The organism is Paenibacillus sp. DMB5 (assembly GCF_001517085.1).
GTDB lineage: Bacteria > Bacillota > Bacilli > Paenibacillales > Paenibacillaceae > Paenibacillus_AQ.
Genome location: NZ_LRAC01000017.1, coordinates 1 through 17,446, shown reverse-complemented (window position 1 = coordinate 17,446; position 17,446 = coordinate 1). Strand labels below are relative to the sequence as shown.

The following is a 17,446-nucleotide window of genomic DNA, read 5'->3' as shown; positions in this document are numbered from 1 at the left end:
AGACATGAGCCCTTGGGCTCTGTCTAAAGCTGGCGGCTTTTTGCATATCTAGAGACTGGAAAGGGAGGCGATGAAATGAAGACAAAGATTGAAATTGCCGGAGTAAGCAAGTGGTTCCGCCGGGATGGACAGGAAATTATCGCTATGCAGGAGACGAATCTGTCGATTGAAGAGGGACGGTTTGTCAGTATTATCGGCCCCAGCGGCTGCGGGAAATCGACGCTTTTCAATATCATTGCAGGTCTTATGCCCCCATCCACGGGCCGCGTGCTGGCTGACGGGGAGGATATTATCGGCAAGACCGGACATGTGGGCTATATGCTGCAAAAAGACATGCTCCTGCCCTGGCGGACCATTCTCGATAATATCATTCTCGGAATGGAAATCCGCGGTGTACCGCGCAAAGAAGCCGTAGCCCGGGCCCAGCCCCTTATGGACCGCTACGGGCTGAAGGGGTTCGGCGGGCATTATCCCGCTGAGCTGTCCGGCGGCATGCGGCAGCGGGCGGCGCTGCTGCGGACGCTTTTGTATGACCGGGATATTATTTTGCTGGACGAGCCCTTCGGTGCGCTCGATGCCCAGACCCGGCTGACGATGCAGAACTGGCTGCTGGAAATCTGGGGGGATTTCCGGAAGACGGTGCTCTTTGTCACCCACGATATCGATGAGGCGATCTACCTGTCGGATGACATTTATGTGTTCTCGGGACGGCCTGGAAGAATCATCTCCAAGATTTCTGTAGATATGCCGCGCCCCAGACATATGGAAGATACCGTGTCTGCTTCCTTCATGGAGCTCAAGGCCCATCTGCTGGATCTGCTCTCCGGCAAACCGTCCGCCCATATTTCCTGAACGGCAAATTGCCGGAATTATTAGTACTTACAAACTTAAGGGGGAGAACAGAATGGAGAGTGTGCAAAAGAAGGGGTATATCATCCACAAGCTTGAAGCTGCCGGGCCGGCGGTGCCCAGGCCGGAGAAAAAGCAGGCGGAGCCGTTCATTCAGGACGAAGAAGCACTGGTCCGCCGTACCAAACGGGTGATAAGTATCGGACGTCTGACGGTCGCCCTGCTGATTGTACTCTGCTGGGAGCTGTTTACGCGGGTAGGCTGGATGGATGCCTATTACTGGAGCAGTCCGGTGAGAATACTTACCACGACCTGGACGCAGATCACACAAGGGACGCTGCTTGAGGATATCGCCTATACCTCCAGCTCAACGATTCTCGGATTTGTTGGCGGCACCCTGATCGGATCGCTGCTGGGTCTCTCCTTCTGGTGGTCTCGTAAATTTGCCGGAATTAGCGAGCCTTTTCTGATCCTGCTGAATGCCATGCCGAAGCTGGCGCTGGCTCCGGTACTGGTCATTCTGCTTGGCATCGGATTCTTCTCGAAGGTGGCGCTGGCATTTGCCATGACAGTAGTGGTCGCCGCCTTGTCTGCGCATAGCGGTGTACAGAGTGTGGACAAGGATATGGAGAAGCTGATGTACTCCCTCGGCGCCAAGAGACACCAGGTGTTTACCAAAGTGGTAATTCCGTGGGCCATGCCGTGGATGATCAGCAGTCTGCGGATTAATATTGCCCTGTCGCTTGCCGGAGCCATTGTCGGAGAGTTTATTGCTTCAAGCCACGGGATCGGGCGGATGGTCATTTATGCCGGAACGATTCTGGACATCAATCTGGTCTGGGTAGGGGTTGTAGTCCTGTCAGTATTGTCCATGGTGATGTATATGGGGGTAGTGCTGCTGGAAAAATGGCTGTCCAAAGGGTACGGAATGAAGAAGGCTTAGCAGAAATCATTATCGATTATTCATCCAAAGGGGAGAAAAGAATGAAAAACACACGCAAGTTCAAGCTGCCCGCCGTCCTGCTGCTTATCTCCGGTATGATTCTGCTGTCAGGCTGCGGTGCCGATGGGGCCACTGATGCCGACGCCGCCGCTGCTGACAAGGGGCTGAAGAAGCTCGTCATCGCCGAGCCGCTCCACTACACCGGTTATCTGCCGATCTATGTCGCCCAGCAGGAGGGTTATTTTGAGGAAGAAGGGCTTGAGGTGGAGATGCTTCAGGCTGCGGGCGGTGCGCATGTCACGTCGGTAGTCAGCGGGGATGCTTGGGGGGTCATCGGCGGGCCGGAGTCTAACGCCTTGGCGAACATCGGCAATTCCGATCCGATTATCTCGGTAAGCAATGTCGTCAACCGTGCGAATGTCTATCTGATGGCCAAAAAAGGTACGGCACCGGCAGGCGGTTCGAATGAGGAATTAAAAGCTTTTATTGAGGGCAAAAAAGTAAATGCCGGACGGCATGGCGGAACACCTAACCTGCTGACCCAGTATTTGCTGCTGGAGCTCGGCCTTGATCCGAAAAAGGATGTACAGCTGCTGGAGCCGGCAGACGGCTCGACGGTTGTAGCGATGGTGCAGCAGGGTGCGGCGGATATTGCGAACGGTGCTGAGCCGCAGATCAGTGACGGGATGGAGAAGGGGGTATGGGACGAGCCATTTTATAAATTTCATGACATGGGTGATTATGCGTATTCAGTCCTTAGTGTGAAGAAATCGACGATTGAAAAGGACCCGGAAACGGTGCAGAAGGCAGTCAATGCAGTGGTCAAAGCACTGAAGGCGATTCAGGAGGATCAGGGGATGGCGATGAAGGTGCTGAAGGCCGAGTTCCCGACCCTTTCGGATGCGGCAGCGCAGGCAGCGCTTGACCGGGCGTTCGAAGATCAGCTGTGGAGCCCGGACGGGATCATCTCGGAGGAAGCGCTGGATAAGGATATGAACGTGATGATCAAGACAGGCATTTTTAATGGAGAATATACCTATGACGGGCTTGTGGATATGCAGTTTGTCAACAAAACAAACGGGAATTGAACACAGTAATCGGCTATCCAAATAAAGAAGAGGTGACGATATGGAATTAACAGCAGATCTGATTATGCCGGGAAGAACTGCACTCATCATAGTAGATGTACAGAATGACTACTGCCACCCGGAAGGTGTGCTTGCCTCAGCAGGGAATGATGTATCCGCTGTAAAAGAGATGATGCCGCGGCTGCACGGTCTGATTGCCGCTGCGAGAGCGCATGAGGTTCCGGTTATTTTTATCCAGACGTTTCATGAAAGAGCTACGGATTCGCAGGCATGGGCCTCCCGATCCGGACGCGGTTCACTGGGGGTATGCCGGAGAGGGAGCTGGGGGGCAGAGTTTTTTGAAGTAACGCCGCTTGCGGATGATATTGTAGTCAACAAACACCGGTACAGCGCGTTTATCAATACTCGGCTCGATTCTGTACTGCGGACACTGCGGATTGAAACGCTGATCATGACCGGAGTAAGCACCAACGTATGTGTGGAATCAACGGCGCGCGACGGCTTTATGCGGGATTACCATATTGTGCTGGCGGAGGATGCCTGTGCGTCGTATTCCCGGGCGGCGCATGAGATGACGGTAGAGAACATGAAGGGCTATTTCGGCGTAGTCTCTTCGGCAGCTGAAGTAGAGGAGAATTGGAACATCTGGAGTCAGTCTGCGCTGCAAAAGATATTATGAATTCCCCGGATGTGCGGGTGCCACGGCGGGTTAACCTTTCACCCGTCAAGGTAGTCATCTGTCTGGGCGCATTCCTGTCCAACCTGTCCGCCGGCATGTTCAATATTGCGCTGGTTGATATCTCAACGGATTTGAATATCCCGGTGGCTTCCGCCCAGTGGGTGGTGAGCATCTACCTGCTCGTCATCTCGGTACTGCTGCCCGTGATGGGCAGACTTGGAGATATGCTCGGGCGCCGGAAGGTGCATAACTTCGGCCTGTTTGCTTTTGCATTCGGAGCACTGGGCTGCGCACTGGCCCCGAACGCGGTGCTGCTGCTGGGCTTCAGAGTCATTCAGGGCGTAGGCGCCTCAATGTACCAGGCCACTAATATGGCCCTGATTGTCTCTGTGTTTCCCGGGGAGCAGAGGGGGCGGGCGCTCGGTCTGATGAGCACTTTTGTAGCCGCAGGCTCTATGGCCGGACCGGCACTTGGCGGTTTCCTGATCCAGTGGTTATCCTGGGAGAGTAATTTCTGGCTGCTGGCCGCAGTAGCCGGAGTTGTAGGGGTGCTCGCGCATCTGCTAATTCCTGCGGATATGGAAACAGCAGGAGGCAGGCTGAATCTGGGCAGAGCGGCAGGGTTTGCTGTTGCCCTGTCTGCGCTGATGCTTGCCCTGGATCTCGGCGGCAGGACTTCGTTCTTATCACTGCCGGTGCTGCTGCTGTTCGCGGCTTCAGCAGGAACAGCAGCCGCTTATGCCGCTCATACCCGTACAGCGGGCCGGAGGAGGAAGCTTCACGATGTTGATGCGGGAGCGGCCCGGGATTTGGCCGGAGCAAGTCAGCCTCTGCAGTACCCGGGAAAGAAGGCTTTGCCGACCGGAGCTTTGTGATGGGAATTGCCATTACGGTGATCACGTATATGGCGGCTTTTACGGCACAGCTGGCTCTGCCTGCGGTGCTGCGTCTCTCTGGGGCCGAACCTGCCTGGATCGGTGTGATCATGATCGGGTATCCGCTGGCACTTGTGGTGACGGCGCCGTTAAGCGGGGGGATTGCGGACCGCAAAGGCCCGCTCGGCATTCTGGCGGCAGGCCTTCTGCTCATGAGCGCCACACTGCTGGCGCTGGGGTTCGCCGCCCCGGCGCTTGGTGCAGGCACGATGTTCCTGCCTGTGCTGCTGCTGGGTTGTGCGATGGGCATGATCACCTCGCCCAACACCAGTATAGTTATGGGGCTTGCCGCCAAAGCAAGGCTGGGCATGGTCAGCAGTATACTGGCATTATCCCGTAATATCGGGATGATGCTCGGCACAGCGGCAGGCGGCCTGGTTATTGGAGGCGGGATCGCGGGGGAGGAAGGGACATACAGGGCTGTGTTCCTGGCATGCGCGTCAGGCGTGGCTGCGGCCTGCATATGGCTGCTGTACTCCTTCCGGCGCAGCGGCAAGCGGGAAGGTGCGGAGCTGCGCGGCTCTGCACGCTGAGCGCAGCAGGATGGCGCCGTACTAAAAGGCTGCAGTTTTTCTTCATTAAAGCGCATTTCAGCCTCACATTCCTTTAATGTTCATTCCAGGCGGAGTGCTGAATCCGCTTTTGCCAATCTGGGTAAGTATAGGGAAAGGATATTCAGGAGGGGATAGACATGGGTAACCCGATTAAGGAATTTAAGAACAGTCTCGACGGCCTGAAGCAGTCGCTGGATGGAGTGAAACAGTCGGTTGACCGCCTCAAAAAGCCGGTGGATGAGGTGAAGGCAAATGTCCAGGAGACGCTGGATGAGGCGAAAATCAGGCAGGCAGGGGTAAAGTCGGAGTTCGGCCGGATGAAAGCCTGTGTACAGGAGACAAAAGCAGTGCTGGGTGAGGTCAAGGATACCGTCTCTGCAGCCTCAGAGGTCCTATATGCCCAGAAGCGCTATAAACGTCTTTTGGGACGCGGGAAAAAATCAGACATTGCCGGCTCAGCAGGATAATCCAGGCAGGGTATTGTGTTTTTTTGGAGTATCCGGATGAGCTGCATGGACGGCGGTGGCGGGATGAGTCTGGAACGTGTGAGCGGGGATTTGCGGAAAAAGCAAGGCCTGCTGGCTGCCGATCTAACGGACTCCACAGCCTTTATTGCCTGCCTATTCTCAGATAACCCGGCTTGGTGGTATAAATAAGTGCATCCGGGTCCGTTAAAAGGGAAAACCACCGCATAACCGGCATTTAACGTCATCTGTGTTTGTTAGAAATTGCTGCACCTGGCGTGGACACCGGATTTTATACGGTCAGCATATTCTTTTCTTCTACAACAACAAACAGAGCAGCGTTCCTCGGATGAACTGAGGAATCGCTGCTCTGTTTTGTTTATTCTAAACCGGTATTGGAATTCGTCCCGTCACCTGTATCATCCGAAGCCGGATTCAAATCCGCGCCTGCATCCGGGCTTATACTCTGTCCTGAATCCATATTCGGATCCGTACCTGTTTCTGCACCGCTTGAGCTGAGACTCTCCAGGGAGTCAACAACGAATACAGGAACGTACTGTTCGCCGGCTTCTGTTCCTATATAATCATTGCCGCCCTGATACTGGCCCTTGACCACAGCGGAGCCAGTAAATGAATCGGTGGCGCCTTGCAGAGCGAAGTAACGACCTTCGGCGAAGCCGACGCTCCGCCCGCTATTGTCGATATAAATTTCCATACCCAGCTTTATGGTTTCGTACGGATAAAGCTCAAGATCGAAGGCGGAGATAAGCGGAGGCTCTGTCATCACCTGCCGGATTCCGGCGAACTGATAGCTGCCTTCACCTAAAGTATACACTCCGGTTTCACCGGACACACCGTCGCCAGTATCTGCATTGGCTACGAGAATGGATGCGTCCTCTGCCTGAAGCTCATAGCTGTCACCGGCAAAGGTGAACAGTACCGAAATGCCCTCAGGCTTAATCTGATAGGCTGTAAAATCCGTGCGGCCGTCATCCCGGCTCCCCTGGGCTACCACAACCGGTACCTCGGCAACAGCAGCCAGCCGGTCGTCAAAAGATATGCCGCTAAGCCGTCCGAAATCCGGGATAACGTCACCTGTCCGGGTGGAGGTGATTCCGTCCTCCTGCAGATCGGCGTAATACAGCCTGCCGCTAGTATCTACCCCGGCTACAACAATCTTAGCTCCGTACTGCCCCGAAACAGAAGTGACCAGTACATATTTCCCTTCCTCACTGCCGCCCGGCAGCAGCCGGACAGGCTCTGCCGTATTCCAGGCCAGCTGCGCAGCAGCTATCCCGGCTGAGGTATCCTGAAGCGGAGTGAGGCTGCTATACAGCTGAATCGCTTCGGCATACTGCCCGCCCCGGACCAGCCGGGCCGCACTCGACAGCAGCTTTGAGGTGCTGCGCTCAATGGAGGCCAGCACCTTGGAGGAGCCGGCATCAAGTCCGGCTGATGCAGCATAGTTACGGTAGACCACCGCATGTCCGGCAAAAGCCGATACATTCTCGCCATCAAGATCCTTGTCGAGGATAAGCCGTGCGCTTTCTTCCGCCTGCTCCTGCACCCATGGAGCTGTATAACTGTGACTGCTGTAGGCCTGTGCCATGGATAAGGCGCTGTCCAGCATAGGCTGGAAGCTTCCGGCTGCTGCCAGCACCTTCAGCCTGGCAACGTCATGGGATTTGAATCCGGCTGCCAGCAGCTCATCCTTGGCCTCTTGACCTCCATAATATGCGTCCGGAATCAGCAGCAGGTTCCATTTGTAAGTCTCACCGGTATCATCCCCGCCGCCGGCTGCGAGTTCAGCCAGAAACTGGTCTTTGAATTGCCGGAAGCCGCTTGTCAGCTGCATCGAAATGCCCGACTCCTCCGACAGCTGGCGGTAAAAGCTCTCATACGGTCCGCCGCTGATGAAATACTTGGATTTCAGGCTGAGCAAAGCAGCATAACTCTCCATGAATCCGGAGAAATCTTTGGTTACGAGCTGATCTGCAGATGTACGGACCAGTGTGTCCAGACCGCTGCGGATCGCCGTAATCGGTGCCAGCTCCGTAAGCCGTCCGGCAATCTCTTCTTCTTTATAATGGATAGAAAAATTATCCGCCGCCTGACGGTACAGCCGTTCGGCGGCAATCAGATCCCCGGCAGCGTACAGCCGCTCAGCCTCCTGCACCATCCGGAGCTTGTCTTCGATCCGCAGCGCCTTCGAGATGAGCAGCCCCGCCATGCATATACACAGAATGATCATAATATTCCGCAGGGTTATGGCTTGTTTGAACGTCATAGTATAGTAGCCCCTTTTTTCGAAAATACAGCATGCCTGAATCTCCCGGCACTCTATCTAAAAATCGGGGTCCCAGCGGTATTTCGCTTCCCTGACTTCCGCTACTTTGTGGTCAAGTCCGTTCCAGGCCTCATACGGGCTGGCCGTGATCAGTCTGGACAGGCGCAGAAAACGGTCCTTGGGCAGATCCTGAATATATCTTCCGATCAAACCGGAATAGAGCAGTACATAGCGTTTCAGACGTACTGCCGCCCCGGCAACACCGGCCAGAATGTCTCTGCCCTTATCCATTTCGAGAATCTGCACCTCATAATTTTTGACATAGCGGAGCGTGCGGTCCTTGATCAGCTCGGGACGGACCCGGGCAATCTCACCGATATATTCGGCGAGCAGCGGCTCGAAATCACGCAGCAGCAGCTGCTCCAGCTCCAGATTCATATCCTTGCGCAGCTGAAAGCCGTGCAGCAGGGCTACACGCTGGCGGGCGATCCGGTCACCGCGCAGCAGGACGGAGATTTCGCGCAGCTTCTCATAAGCCAGCACATCATCCTCGCGCAGCACGGCGACTGCCTCCTGCCGGTTCAGCTCCAGGCCTTCCCGGATGCGGTCGATATTCCGGCCCAGCAGCTCGTTGAGGGAGACAAGATTTTCATTCTGCCGGACTTTCCGCTGCATATAGTAGAGAGCTGCGATGAGCACAGCCCCCCCGGCGCCGCTGAGTGCCATCTGCTGCAGGCTCTGGCCAAAGTAGACCGCTGCCAGGGTAAGCAGGAGGAGCAGCAGCAGGCGGGTCTGCATCTTTCGTCCGGCAAGCGAGGAAGCCTGCTGCTCGACCGGCCTGAGCGCGGCGCGGCTGCATTTGAGGCAGCGTTCTTCGCCCAGCGCCGTATAATTGCCGCAGTGCCGGCAGATCCGCAGCTTGTTATAGGCGTAGCGCGGGGCCTTGAACGGCCGGAACGTTGCGGGTCTTTTTTTAGTCACGGGATGTTGTCCCTCCGTTCAGAGCGGCGAGCAGCCGCTCGTCGATATCATCACGGGTAAGCGGCCTGCGCCGCCTTGAGGCATAAAATGAAATTTGAATGACGGCATATAGAAACGCAATGCCGAGTAGGACGTATGAAATCATGGAACTCTTCCTTTCACGCGGGCCTAAAGTTGAAGTTTACAATGTTTAATTATATCATAATGGCATGCTATTGACAGATTTTAGCTAACTGCTGCACCGTCCCTATTAACGAATATAACACAAGAGGAGCCATCTTTATGCTTCGTACACAGCTTTGCCCCAGAACAACAAAGAATATGCTGCAGAGGCTGATCCCTGTACTGCTGCTGATCCTGTGCCTTACGGCATCGCCGTTCACCACCCTGCGTGCTTCGGCGGCTTCGGCTGGCTCAACGGCTACAGCGGCGGGCCCGTCCCGGATTGATGCAGTGCTGCTGATCGATGTCAGCAACTCAATGAACAAGAGTGACAAGAACAATATCGCCGGTGAGGCGATGAAGATGTTTATAGATATGCTGTCCACGCAAGGTGATAAGGTCGGAATCGTAGCCTATACCGACAAGGTTCAGCGCGAGAAGGCGCTGCTTGAAATCGGCTCAGCCGGCGACAAGCAGGATCTGAAGGATTTCATCGACGGGCTGAACCGCGGGCCGTATACCGACATCGCCGTGGGTATGGAAGAAGCGGTCAAGGTGCTGGAGAACGGCAGTGACCCCAGTCATGAGCCGATGATCGTCATGCTGGCCGACGGCAACAATGACCTCGATGAGGCAAGCGGCCGGACGCAGAGCCAGTCTGACCAGGAGCTGTCAGCTGCGGTGGATGCCGCCAAGCAGAAGGGTTACCCGGTTTATACTATAGGGCTTAATGCTGATGGCAAGCTGAATAAAGACATTCTGGCCGGTCTGTCCAATGAGACAGGCGGCAAATCGTTTACGACGAACTCCGCGGATGATCTGCCGAAGATTCTGAGCGAGATTTTTGCCAGCCACCTGAAGCTGAAGATTGTTCCGGTCCAGTCGATCACGGCGGACGGCAGCTTCCAGGAGGTTACGGTAAATGTGCCGAACAGCAGCGTGCTTGAGGCGAATATCTCGATTATGTCAGCACAGCCGGTGACTGCGAAGCTGACCGATCCTTCAGGCAAGGAAGTAGCGATTCCGTCAGATGATGTGCTGTTGTCCAAGTCATCCACCTATAGCCTAATTAAGCTGCTGTCGCCGGAGCAGGGAGACTGGAAGCTTCAGGTGAAGGGCGTTCCCAAGGATAAAATCGACATCAATCTCGTATTCAACTATGATCTCGAGCTCAAGATAGACGCGCTGCCGTCAGCAACGTACAAGAAGGGCGACACCGTGGACATCGTTTCCCACCTGTACAGCAACGGTGCTCAGGTAACACTCAGCAATTTGTATCAAGATATGAATGCGGTGCTGCTCGCTACGGACCTCGATACGGGGACAGTAGAGGGGCTTCCGCTGGATAATTCCGGCGCAGAGTTCAAGGGTTCTTTTGAAATAAAAGAGAGCCATACCTACGAGCTGAAGGTCCGTGCGGAGGAGAGCAGCTTTTACCGTGAAAGTGATGTGCTCAAGATCGACGCAAAGACAGGGGCTGTAAGCACAGCGCCTGCTGCAGGCAGCGGAACAACCGGAGAAGAGCCGCTTCAGCCAAAAGAATCCTCGAACACCCTGTACTTCATCATCGGCGGCGTTCTGCTGCTGATTATTGCGGCAGCGGCCGTATGGATGCTGCGCAAGCAGGCGAACCGCGGCTTTGTCGGTCAGATGGTCGTAGAGGTGCTGGACGGCAACACCGGTGAGAAGACGTATCCGCAGTACAAGAAGCTGTCCGGCTTCCGCGGCAAATTCACGCTGCACCAGCTGCTCCAGCTGGCTCCTGAACTGAAGGAGAGCGAGAAGGTCATCTTCACACCGGGCAAAAACGACCGGCTGCTCCTGCGCAGCGGCGAGGGTATCACAGTAGAGAGATCCGGGCGGGCGGCTGACGCTTCGCGCGGGCTGGAACTGAAGAGCGGAGACCGCGTTTCGGTGCCGCTGCAGACAGTAGACAAGACGATTCTGTTGGAGTTTTTAATATAGAGGGGGAGAACCTATGAAACCGGTAGTAAGAGAACATATTCAGCAGCTGGACGTGTCGCTTGGCGGGGGAATCGTCAGCGACAAGATCAGAGTGGATACCATTGACAATCCCATCCTGATCATCGGCCTAGGGGGAACGGGAATTGATGCCCTGCTGCGCCTGAAATACCAGATTAACCGCCGCTTTAAGCTGCCTGAGGACCCGATTTCCAAGAAGAAGCGGGATAAGCCGGACAACGTGGAGTTTCTGGCTTTTGAAACGAATGAACAGGACCGCGGCAAAAAATACAAAGGCATCGGCCTTGACCCGCAGAGCGAATTTGTGCTGCTTGCGAACGCAGAAATCGGGGGTCTGCTGCAGAACAGAAGCATCCTTGACCCGTATATTACGGAATGGCTGTCGCCTGAGCTGAGCATTACCGATGGCATGAACGGGGCCGCCGGTGTGCGCCAGGCCGGACGCCTGCTGATGTTCACCAAGATCAACCAGGTCGTCGGCGCGATCGACAAGAAGATCAAAACACTGTCCGTCGGCACTAACAAAAAGCTGATGGTATTCCTGCTTACCGGCCTTTCCGGCGGTACAGGCAGCGGTTCTTTTCTCGATATCGCCTATATTGTGCGCGGGATTATTGAACGTGACTACGGTGCGGCGGGCATCGACCGGGTCAACACACTCGGTTACCTGTTCACACCGGACGTCAATCTGTCCAATAAAAGCCTGAGCGAGCACACCCGCGAGTATATTCGCAAGAACGGATATGCAGCGCTCAAAGAGCTGGATTACTGGATGAATGTCGACAGCCGGGGCGAGCGTTTCCGCCAGCAGTACGGCAATATTTTGACTGTAAATTCGCCGTTGCCGCCGTTTAACCTCTGCCATCTGATCTCTGCAACGAATACAGAGGGCAAGCTGCTGGAGAATGCCTATGATTACTGCATGAACGTAACGGCAGAGAATATCACGAACTTTATGGCCAGTGAGGAAAAAGCCTCCGGCGAGGAATTCGCCATCCATGACTATATCAGCAACATCAACACGAACATTGCCCAGATGAACAAGACGTATCCGGCCAACTATCAATACAACATTATCGGGGCTTCGTCGGCCGTACTGCCGATTGAAGAAATGACCACCTATCTGGCCTACCGCCTATTCGACAAAATGGACAAGATGTTCCAGCAGGCTCCGGGCCAGGAGGATGTCGAGAAGTTTGCCCGCAAGCTGGGCATCGACCTCGATACGATGATCAAAACGTTTGAATCCCGCGTACCTGAACCGCTGCCGGGCTATCAGAACAGTGAGCGGCTGAGCCACGCCAATGTCATTAAGAACCAGGTTGTTGATATGGATACCGAGCTGGAGCAGAGCTTCCTGTCCCGCGCGCGTGAAGAATATATCAAGGCCAAAAAACAGCTGCCGGGCGAAATCACCGGACGGTTCGGCGAGGAGCTGGAGCGCATTTTCCTTCATCCGGAGCAGGGCCCGTTCTATGTGTCGCGCCTGCTGTATACCGAAAAGGGCTTTTGTATTCTGAAGCTGATCCAGTCCTATATCGAAGCGCTGCGTGAGAGCCTGCTGCGTCTGCCGCGTGATATCGAGACGGCCCAGGACAGTGCGGAAGAGAAGCTGGGCGATGCGCGGAGCGCTTTTGTGTCCAAAGAGAAGAAGAAGAATGCTTATATCGAAGCCAAAATCAACGAGTACTGGCTGCATGCCGATGTTGAGCGTACGGAGCAGATGATCCAGTTCTACGAGGATCTGTTCGAGCTGCTGAACGAAGAAAACAGCCGGATTTACGGGGTGTTTACGGAGATTCTGAGTGCGCTGAGCACGATTTTTGAGAAGAACGGCAATATTCTGCTTAACGGTGAAGAGCAGACCGACCACCGCGGTAACAAAACCTACTATTGGAATATCGTCAACGTGCCGGATATTGCGGCGAACATCTCCAAGCTGATGGACCAGAAGGACGGCGACGACCTGATCCGTGACTTTGCCCGCGAAATGCTGAAGCATTCCGGACGCTGGGTCAGAGAGCAGGAGATTGATATTGTACGCTCGATTTCCGAGTTCCTGACCGACAAGTTCGGGGATCTGATTACCCGTTCGATGGAAGATTTCCTGGTGATGAAATACGGCCGCGAGGAGCCGCTGGACAAATTTGTAGAGCGCATTATTGCAGGACGGCTGGATGAGGATGCAGTGCCGATTTTCCACCTCAGCAACAGCTCGGGCAGTCTGCACTTCCCGTCATGGGGCTTCGTCTCCGTGCCGGTTAAAGCGCCGGGCATCCTGAAGGGAATCCGCAATTACCAGAACAACGCGCTCGGCAAATCGCAGTTTACGATCAAGGAGAGCGAGGTCAAGAACCGGATTTTCTGGCTTAACACCCGTAACGGTGTGCCGCTCTTTGTCTATACTCCGCTGAGAGTGTACGAAGAAAACTACGAACGCACCATTCTCGATAAGGAAGGCATCGGCCGCCATCTGGTGATGACCGACAAGAACAACTGGACCTATCTGCCGTCCCCGATTCCAGAGAAGTCCTGGGGCGATACCTATGTGAATGCCCGTGTGCGTGAGTACAATGCCAGAGTCCGGGCTGATTTTGAGCGGGCGCTGGCGTCCGGGGTTATTATCGAAAAAGGGCTGGACGAAAATACGAGCAGCCGCTACTCTGTTGTCTTTACCAAGCCGTTCGATATCGATAAGCTGCTGAGCGGCTATGACCTGCAGCTGGGCGCTTCCCGTCCGAACCTTGGCGAAGTGAAGAAGGCTGCCGATGAACTGCGCTCACTGCGCGAGAACGGGCTGGAACGTGAAGGCGTGAAGGACATCTTCGGCAGCATCAACAAGGAGCTGGCTCAGGAGAACCTGATCCGTTCGCCGCAGCTGATCAGCCGTGTGCGCGAAGAGCTGGTTAAATATGATGCGCTGGCAGCCAAAGCAGCCGAGCTGGATGCGCTGCTGCGTCAGTATCTTGATGAGGACAAATGGCTGGATCAGTTCATTGAAGCACTTTACACCGACACCATTGTCAAAAAAGGCGCGCTCTACGTCTACGACCGTGATGAGGAAGAAGATGCCTGGGAGCCGTTCGCCAATCTAATGAAGGAACGCAGCTACGTGGAATATGCCGTCTACCGTCATTTCCGCGCTCTGGATGAGAAAAGCCGCAGTGTGCTGCTGCGCAAAGCGGCACGCCGTTCGGGGGAAATGACCGCAGCTGAGGATGTAACTCCGCTGCTCTATAAGCTGGAGGGGCTGTATGTCTCCTTCCTCGAAGCGCGCGACAGTCTGGAATACGAGCGGGTAGAGCATGCCGACGGCGATGAAATGTACGGCTTCTACAAGAGTCTGACCGGCAAGCTGGCCAGCATCCGCAGAAAGCTGAAGTAAGCCTATGATTAGAACAGAAGCACTGGTCTATGCAGAACAATATGCGGCGCATGAAGAGGCGCTGCACAGCAAGGGGGATGGACGCAGCAGCATCCATTACCCTGCACTGTTTCTGTTCCTTGGCGACAAGGTATCGGCAGCAATTGAGCCGGTGCTGATGCGCTGTGAACGGAAATGGGATAACGCTGCCGGGGTGCTGGCGCTGCATGCCGGCACGCATGGCGGGTATGCAGGCAGCCAGGATGCCGGCGGCGCGGGCCTGGATGGTAAGGAGCAACCGCTGTCTGGCAGTGCAGCTTGGGATTATAAAGGACAGCAGCCGATTGGCAGTGAAGGCTGGGATCATAAAGGGCGGCAGTCCGCCGGCGGCAGCCGGGAACGGGTGATGACGATGGCCCTGCCGGATACGGCAGGGCGTGATCCCCGCACAGTGCGCCAGGATGTCTACCGGGAGTTTCACGAAGACGGCCGTTATCTGGCCGGGATGAACCGGACGCTCCGGCAGATTGGCAACAGGATAGCAGACTATGGACGGCTGTATTCTTCTTTTGACGTAATCCATCTCTCCATCATTACGCGGGTCGATGACCCGCTTAATGTGCTGCTACCAGAGGTTGCCCTGCTGGCCCGGGCGGTGCTCAGCCAGTCGTTCAAATCGGTGCAGACCGACCTGTACACGCTGATCAACGAGCGGGAGCAGGGGGATAACTTCGGATATTCCAGCTCGGTCGGGCTGGCTTTTCTGCGTGAGCTGGAAGGAATGCAGCTGCCGGACTATACGTTTAAAGCACCGCTCCTCGTTACGGAGGACGGATTGTCGATACCGGTGGCCCATGGCCCTTCCGCCCTGTTCGATCTGGTCTACCTGCTCTCGGACAAAAACGAGCGGGGCATGACCCCGGTGAACGGCATGGAGGATAACTACGAGATTATCGCGCATATCAGCCTGCTCAAGAACCGGGTGCGTCCTTCTTCCGATCAGGCTTCCGGTCACGGCGGCTACAACAATATGACGTTCAAGAGCGGCATCCGCGGCAGCACCGGCCGGCAGGGCTATGCCTCCGCCGGGTTCTCGGCGGTGCGCAGGCCGAGCAAGCCGATTGCCATGGCGGTGCTGTACCATGCTTTTCATGTTCTGGCCGCGAAGCTGCAGACCGGCGGCGGCTTTAGTCTGCGCGACCGCCAGGCGCTGCTCGGCCTGACGCCGGAAGCACTGCGCGAGCGTGCTGCGGGCCTCTTGCCCGATGAGGCGGGTATCGCCGAAATGACCGGGCTGATGAGCCACGGCCGCCCGTCCTACAGCGAGCTGAAGCCGCTCTCGCTGCGCGAGGCGGAAGCTTTGCTGTTCGGCGACGGCGGTGAGGCGTATTTCCGCAGTAACTTTGCGGATGTATCCGCTGCGCGTGCTGCGGCCCTTGACCCTGCGCGCGAGTGGGCCGCTGTACTGGCGGCTCAGGAGCAGACAACTCCGCCGGTGACGTTCTACCAGCTGGCGGAGTGGACGGCCGAGCAGGGCGAGGCCGGGGGCAGTGTGCTGAACGCGCTGCGTCAGCACATGGGCGGTTTGCGCTCGGCGCTGGCTAGCGCCGAGGAGGAGCTGGAGCAGCTCTACGCGCAGAGCGTGGAGCGCCAGCCGTTCCAGCGGGTGCCGCTGCTAGACAAGCGGACCGTGCGCAATTTCATTCATTATTTGTTTGAGAGTATATATAGTAGAAAATACGAGATTCTGCGCCTGAAGCTGGAGCTGGACATTGCGCTCCGCTATGATGCTGCACTGGAACAGCTGCATGCCGAGAGCAGAGCCAAGGTGCAGACGATGCAGGCGCTGGAAGAAGAGCTGCGCAGTCTTGCGCTGGCGAGCATTGGGCGGTCCGGCGAAGCAGTAGACCAGAATATTATGGAATACTACCGCACAGTGACCGCAGAGGTCATGCTGGACATTGAGACCCGGCGCGGGCCGGGCATCTTCTTCAGCGACCGCTTCATGGGCAGCATCTCGGAGCTGCTGCGCCAGGGCGGTCCGGCCGTTGTCCGCCGACTGATTGAAGTATGCAGGAGAGAACTGCTGACGGCAGCGCCGTTCGTCCTCCCCTTTGAGGAAGAGCTGCTGCGGCGGGCCAATGTTGCAGCGGCTTACGAGAACCGGGAGATTGTGTCCAGGGAAGAGCTGTTCAAACAGCTCTATCTCGGTCTTGAGGACGGGGCGGCCATTAACGTCCGCCTGTTTGAGTATACGCAGGAGCACCGTCATGAGGAGAAATACTTCTTCGGCGACAGCAGCTCCGAATTTCTGCGCTACGCGCTGAACGCTGACGGCACGACCCGGATCTACCGCCTGGGCGTTGTCCATGAGCAGCGCAGAAGCGGTGTGGAGAAGCTCAATCTGATGGGCGGCTTCCATCTGGAAGACCTGCTCTATTACCGCAACGGCAAGGTGTACTATGAAACCTATGTCCAGAACGGCTATAAGCTGCACGGCGTGAATGAGGAGCAGCTGCCTGAGCTTAGATGAGTAATGTTGTGGGCAAGGTTACCTTAGGCAGGCCGCAGGGAGCTGTTGTGCTGTGGAACTGTTGTGCTGTGGAACTGTTGTGCTGTGGGTATGTGTTGAGGTACTAAGCATGCTGAAGTGTTAAGGGTGTTAAAAGCTAAGATGGTGAAATGACGTGAGGCTGGAATACCGCTGTAATGTTGGAGTGCTGTGTTGTTGAGATGCAACCTGTAATGTCGGGATGCTGGAATGTAGGTATGTGAAATGCGAAGATAGTTTGTTTTGCTTTTGCTGTATATGTGAATGTATCGATCAATCGGTGGCTCTAGCACTAAGTTGCTAGGGAGGAAGTCGCCAACACTTAGTTTAAGGTACTACTGCTAACCCGGGAGTCTACAGACAGGTGAGTAACGGCAAACAACGGGATTGAGAGTCAAAAATGCCCTTGATTTCGGCCGATGCGGGCAAACAGCCGAAATGAAAGGCAAAAATGCCCTTGATTTCGGGCAAGGCTGGCAAATGGCGGAAATGAGAGGCAAAAATGCCCTTGATTTCGGGCAAGGCTGGCAAATGGCGGAAATGAGAGGCAAAAATGCCCTTGATTTCAGCCAATACGGGCCAATGGCCCGAATGAAAGGCAAAAAT

The 17,446-nt window shown here is 55.6% G+C and carries 15 protein-coding genes; 11 read left to right on the top strand and 4 right to left on the bottom strand.

The window, feature by feature from the left end:
* Window positions 1–75: 75 nt before the first annotated feature.
* The 8 genes from AWJ19_RS04100 to AWJ19_RS35085 all read left to right on the top strand — a co-directional run bounded on the left by AWJ19_RS04100 (window position 76) and on the right by AWJ19_RS35085 (window position 5,704).
* Complete coding sequence (locus AWJ19_RS04100; protein WP_068721801.1) at window positions 76–852, top strand: ABC transporter ATP-binding protein; 777 nt, start codon at window positions 76–78, stop codon at window positions 850–852.
* 52 nt (window positions 853–904) lie between these two features.
* Window positions 905–1,792: an ABC transporter permease gene (locus AWJ19_RS04095; protein ID WP_068721799.1), complete on the top strand. Its 888-nt coding sequence runs from the start codon at window positions 905–907 to the stop codon at window positions 1,790–1,792.
* A 41-nt stretch (window positions 1,793–1,833) separates the two neighbouring features.
* Window positions 1,834–2,880, top strand: a complete 1,047-nt coding sequence (locus AWJ19_RS04090; RefSeq protein WP_068721904.1) for an ABC transporter substrate-binding protein — start codon at window positions 1,834–1,836, stop codon at window positions 2,878–2,880.
* Window positions 2,881–2,920: 40 nt separating this feature from the next.
* Complete coding sequence (locus tag AWJ19_RS04085) at window positions 2,921–3,559, top strand: cysteine hydrolase (RefSeq protein ID WP_068721794.1); 639 nt, start codon at window positions 2,921–2,923, stop codon at window positions 3,557–3,559.
* Entirely contained in the window at window positions 3,517–4,434 is a 918-nt protein-coding gene (locus AWJ19_RS35580; RefSeq protein WP_241781593.1) for an MFS transporter, read from the top strand. Before AWJ19_RS04085 ends, AWJ19_RS35580 begins: the two co-directional genes overlap by 43 nt.
* The gene (locus AWJ19_RS35575) at window positions 4,434–5,027 is read left to right on the top strand and encodes an MFS transporter (RefSeq protein ID WP_198536464.1); all 594 of its coding nucleotides are present in this window, start codon (window positions 4,434–4,436) and stop codon (window positions 5,025–5,027) included. Before AWJ19_RS35580 ends, AWJ19_RS35575 begins: the two co-directional genes overlap by 1 nt.
* A 158-nt stretch (window positions 5,028–5,185) precedes the next feature.
* On the top strand, window positions 5,186–5,515 hold the full coding sequence (locus AWJ19_RS04075; RefSeq protein ID WP_068721792.1) for a hypothetical protein: 330 nt from the start codon (window positions 5,186–5,188) through the stop codon (window positions 5,513–5,515).
* 36 nt (window positions 5,516–5,551) lie between these two features.
* Window positions 5,552–5,704, top strand: a complete 153-nt coding sequence (locus AWJ19_RS35085; RefSeq protein WP_157889935.1) for a hypothetical protein — start codon at window positions 5,552–5,554, stop codon at window positions 5,702–5,704.
* 187 nt (window positions 5,705–5,891) lie between these two features.
* On the opposite strand, the gene AWJ19_RS04070 is transcribed toward AWJ19_RS35085, so the two are convergent.
* The 3 genes from AWJ19_RS04070 to AWJ19_RS35080 are packed head-to-tail and all read right to left on the bottom strand — an operon-like array spanning window position 5,892 to window position 8,925.
* A complete protein-coding gene (locus AWJ19_RS04070; protein ID WP_068721790.1) occupies window positions 5,892–7,799 on the bottom strand; it encodes a hypothetical protein in 1,908 nt (635 codons plus the stop codon).
* 57 nt (window positions 7,800–7,856) lie between these two features.
* Window positions 7,857–8,780 (bottom strand): hypothetical protein, encoded by a 924-nt coding sequence (locus tag AWJ19_RS04065; RefSeq protein WP_068721788.1) that lies wholly within the window; start codon window positions 8,778–8,780, stop codon window positions 7,857–7,859.
* Entirely contained in the window at window positions 8,773–8,925 is a 153-nt protein-coding gene (locus AWJ19_RS35080; RefSeq protein ID WP_157889934.1) for a hypothetical protein, read from the bottom strand. The genes AWJ19_RS04065 and AWJ19_RS35080 overlap by 8 nt, the downstream gene beginning before the upstream one ends.
* A gap of 137 nt (window positions 8,926–9,062) precedes the next feature.
* Here AWJ19_RS35080 and AWJ19_RS04060 point away from each other — a divergent pair, with 137 nt between their 5' ends.
* The 3 genes from AWJ19_RS04060 to AWJ19_RS04050 are packed head-to-tail and all read left to right on the top strand — an operon-like array spanning window position 9,063 to window position 16,822.
* Entirely contained in the window at window positions 9,063–10,907 is a 1,845-nt protein-coding gene (locus tag AWJ19_RS04060) for a vWA domain-containing protein (RefSeq protein ID WP_128083490.1), read from the top strand.
* Between the two features lie 13 nt (window positions 10,908–10,920).
* Entirely contained in the window at window positions 10,921–14,310 is a 3,390-nt protein-coding gene (locus AWJ19_RS04055; RefSeq protein WP_068721786.1) for a tubulin-like doman-containing protein, read from the top strand.
* A 4-nt stretch (window positions 14,311–14,314) separates the two neighbouring features.
* Window positions 14,315–16,822 carry a transcription initiation factor TFIID gene (locus AWJ19_RS04050; RefSeq protein WP_068721784.1) on the top strand — a complete coding sequence of 836 codons (2,508 nt, stop codon included), beginning with the start codon at window positions 14,315–14,317 and terminating at the stop codon, window positions 16,820–16,822.
* Between the two features lie 372 nt (window positions 16,823–17,194).
* Here the strand turns inward: AWJ19_RS04050 and AWJ19_RS35075 are convergent.
* On the bottom strand, window positions 17,195–17,446 hold a 252-nt coding region (locus tag AWJ19_RS35075; RefSeq protein WP_157889933.1), incomplete at its 5' end, for a hypothetical protein.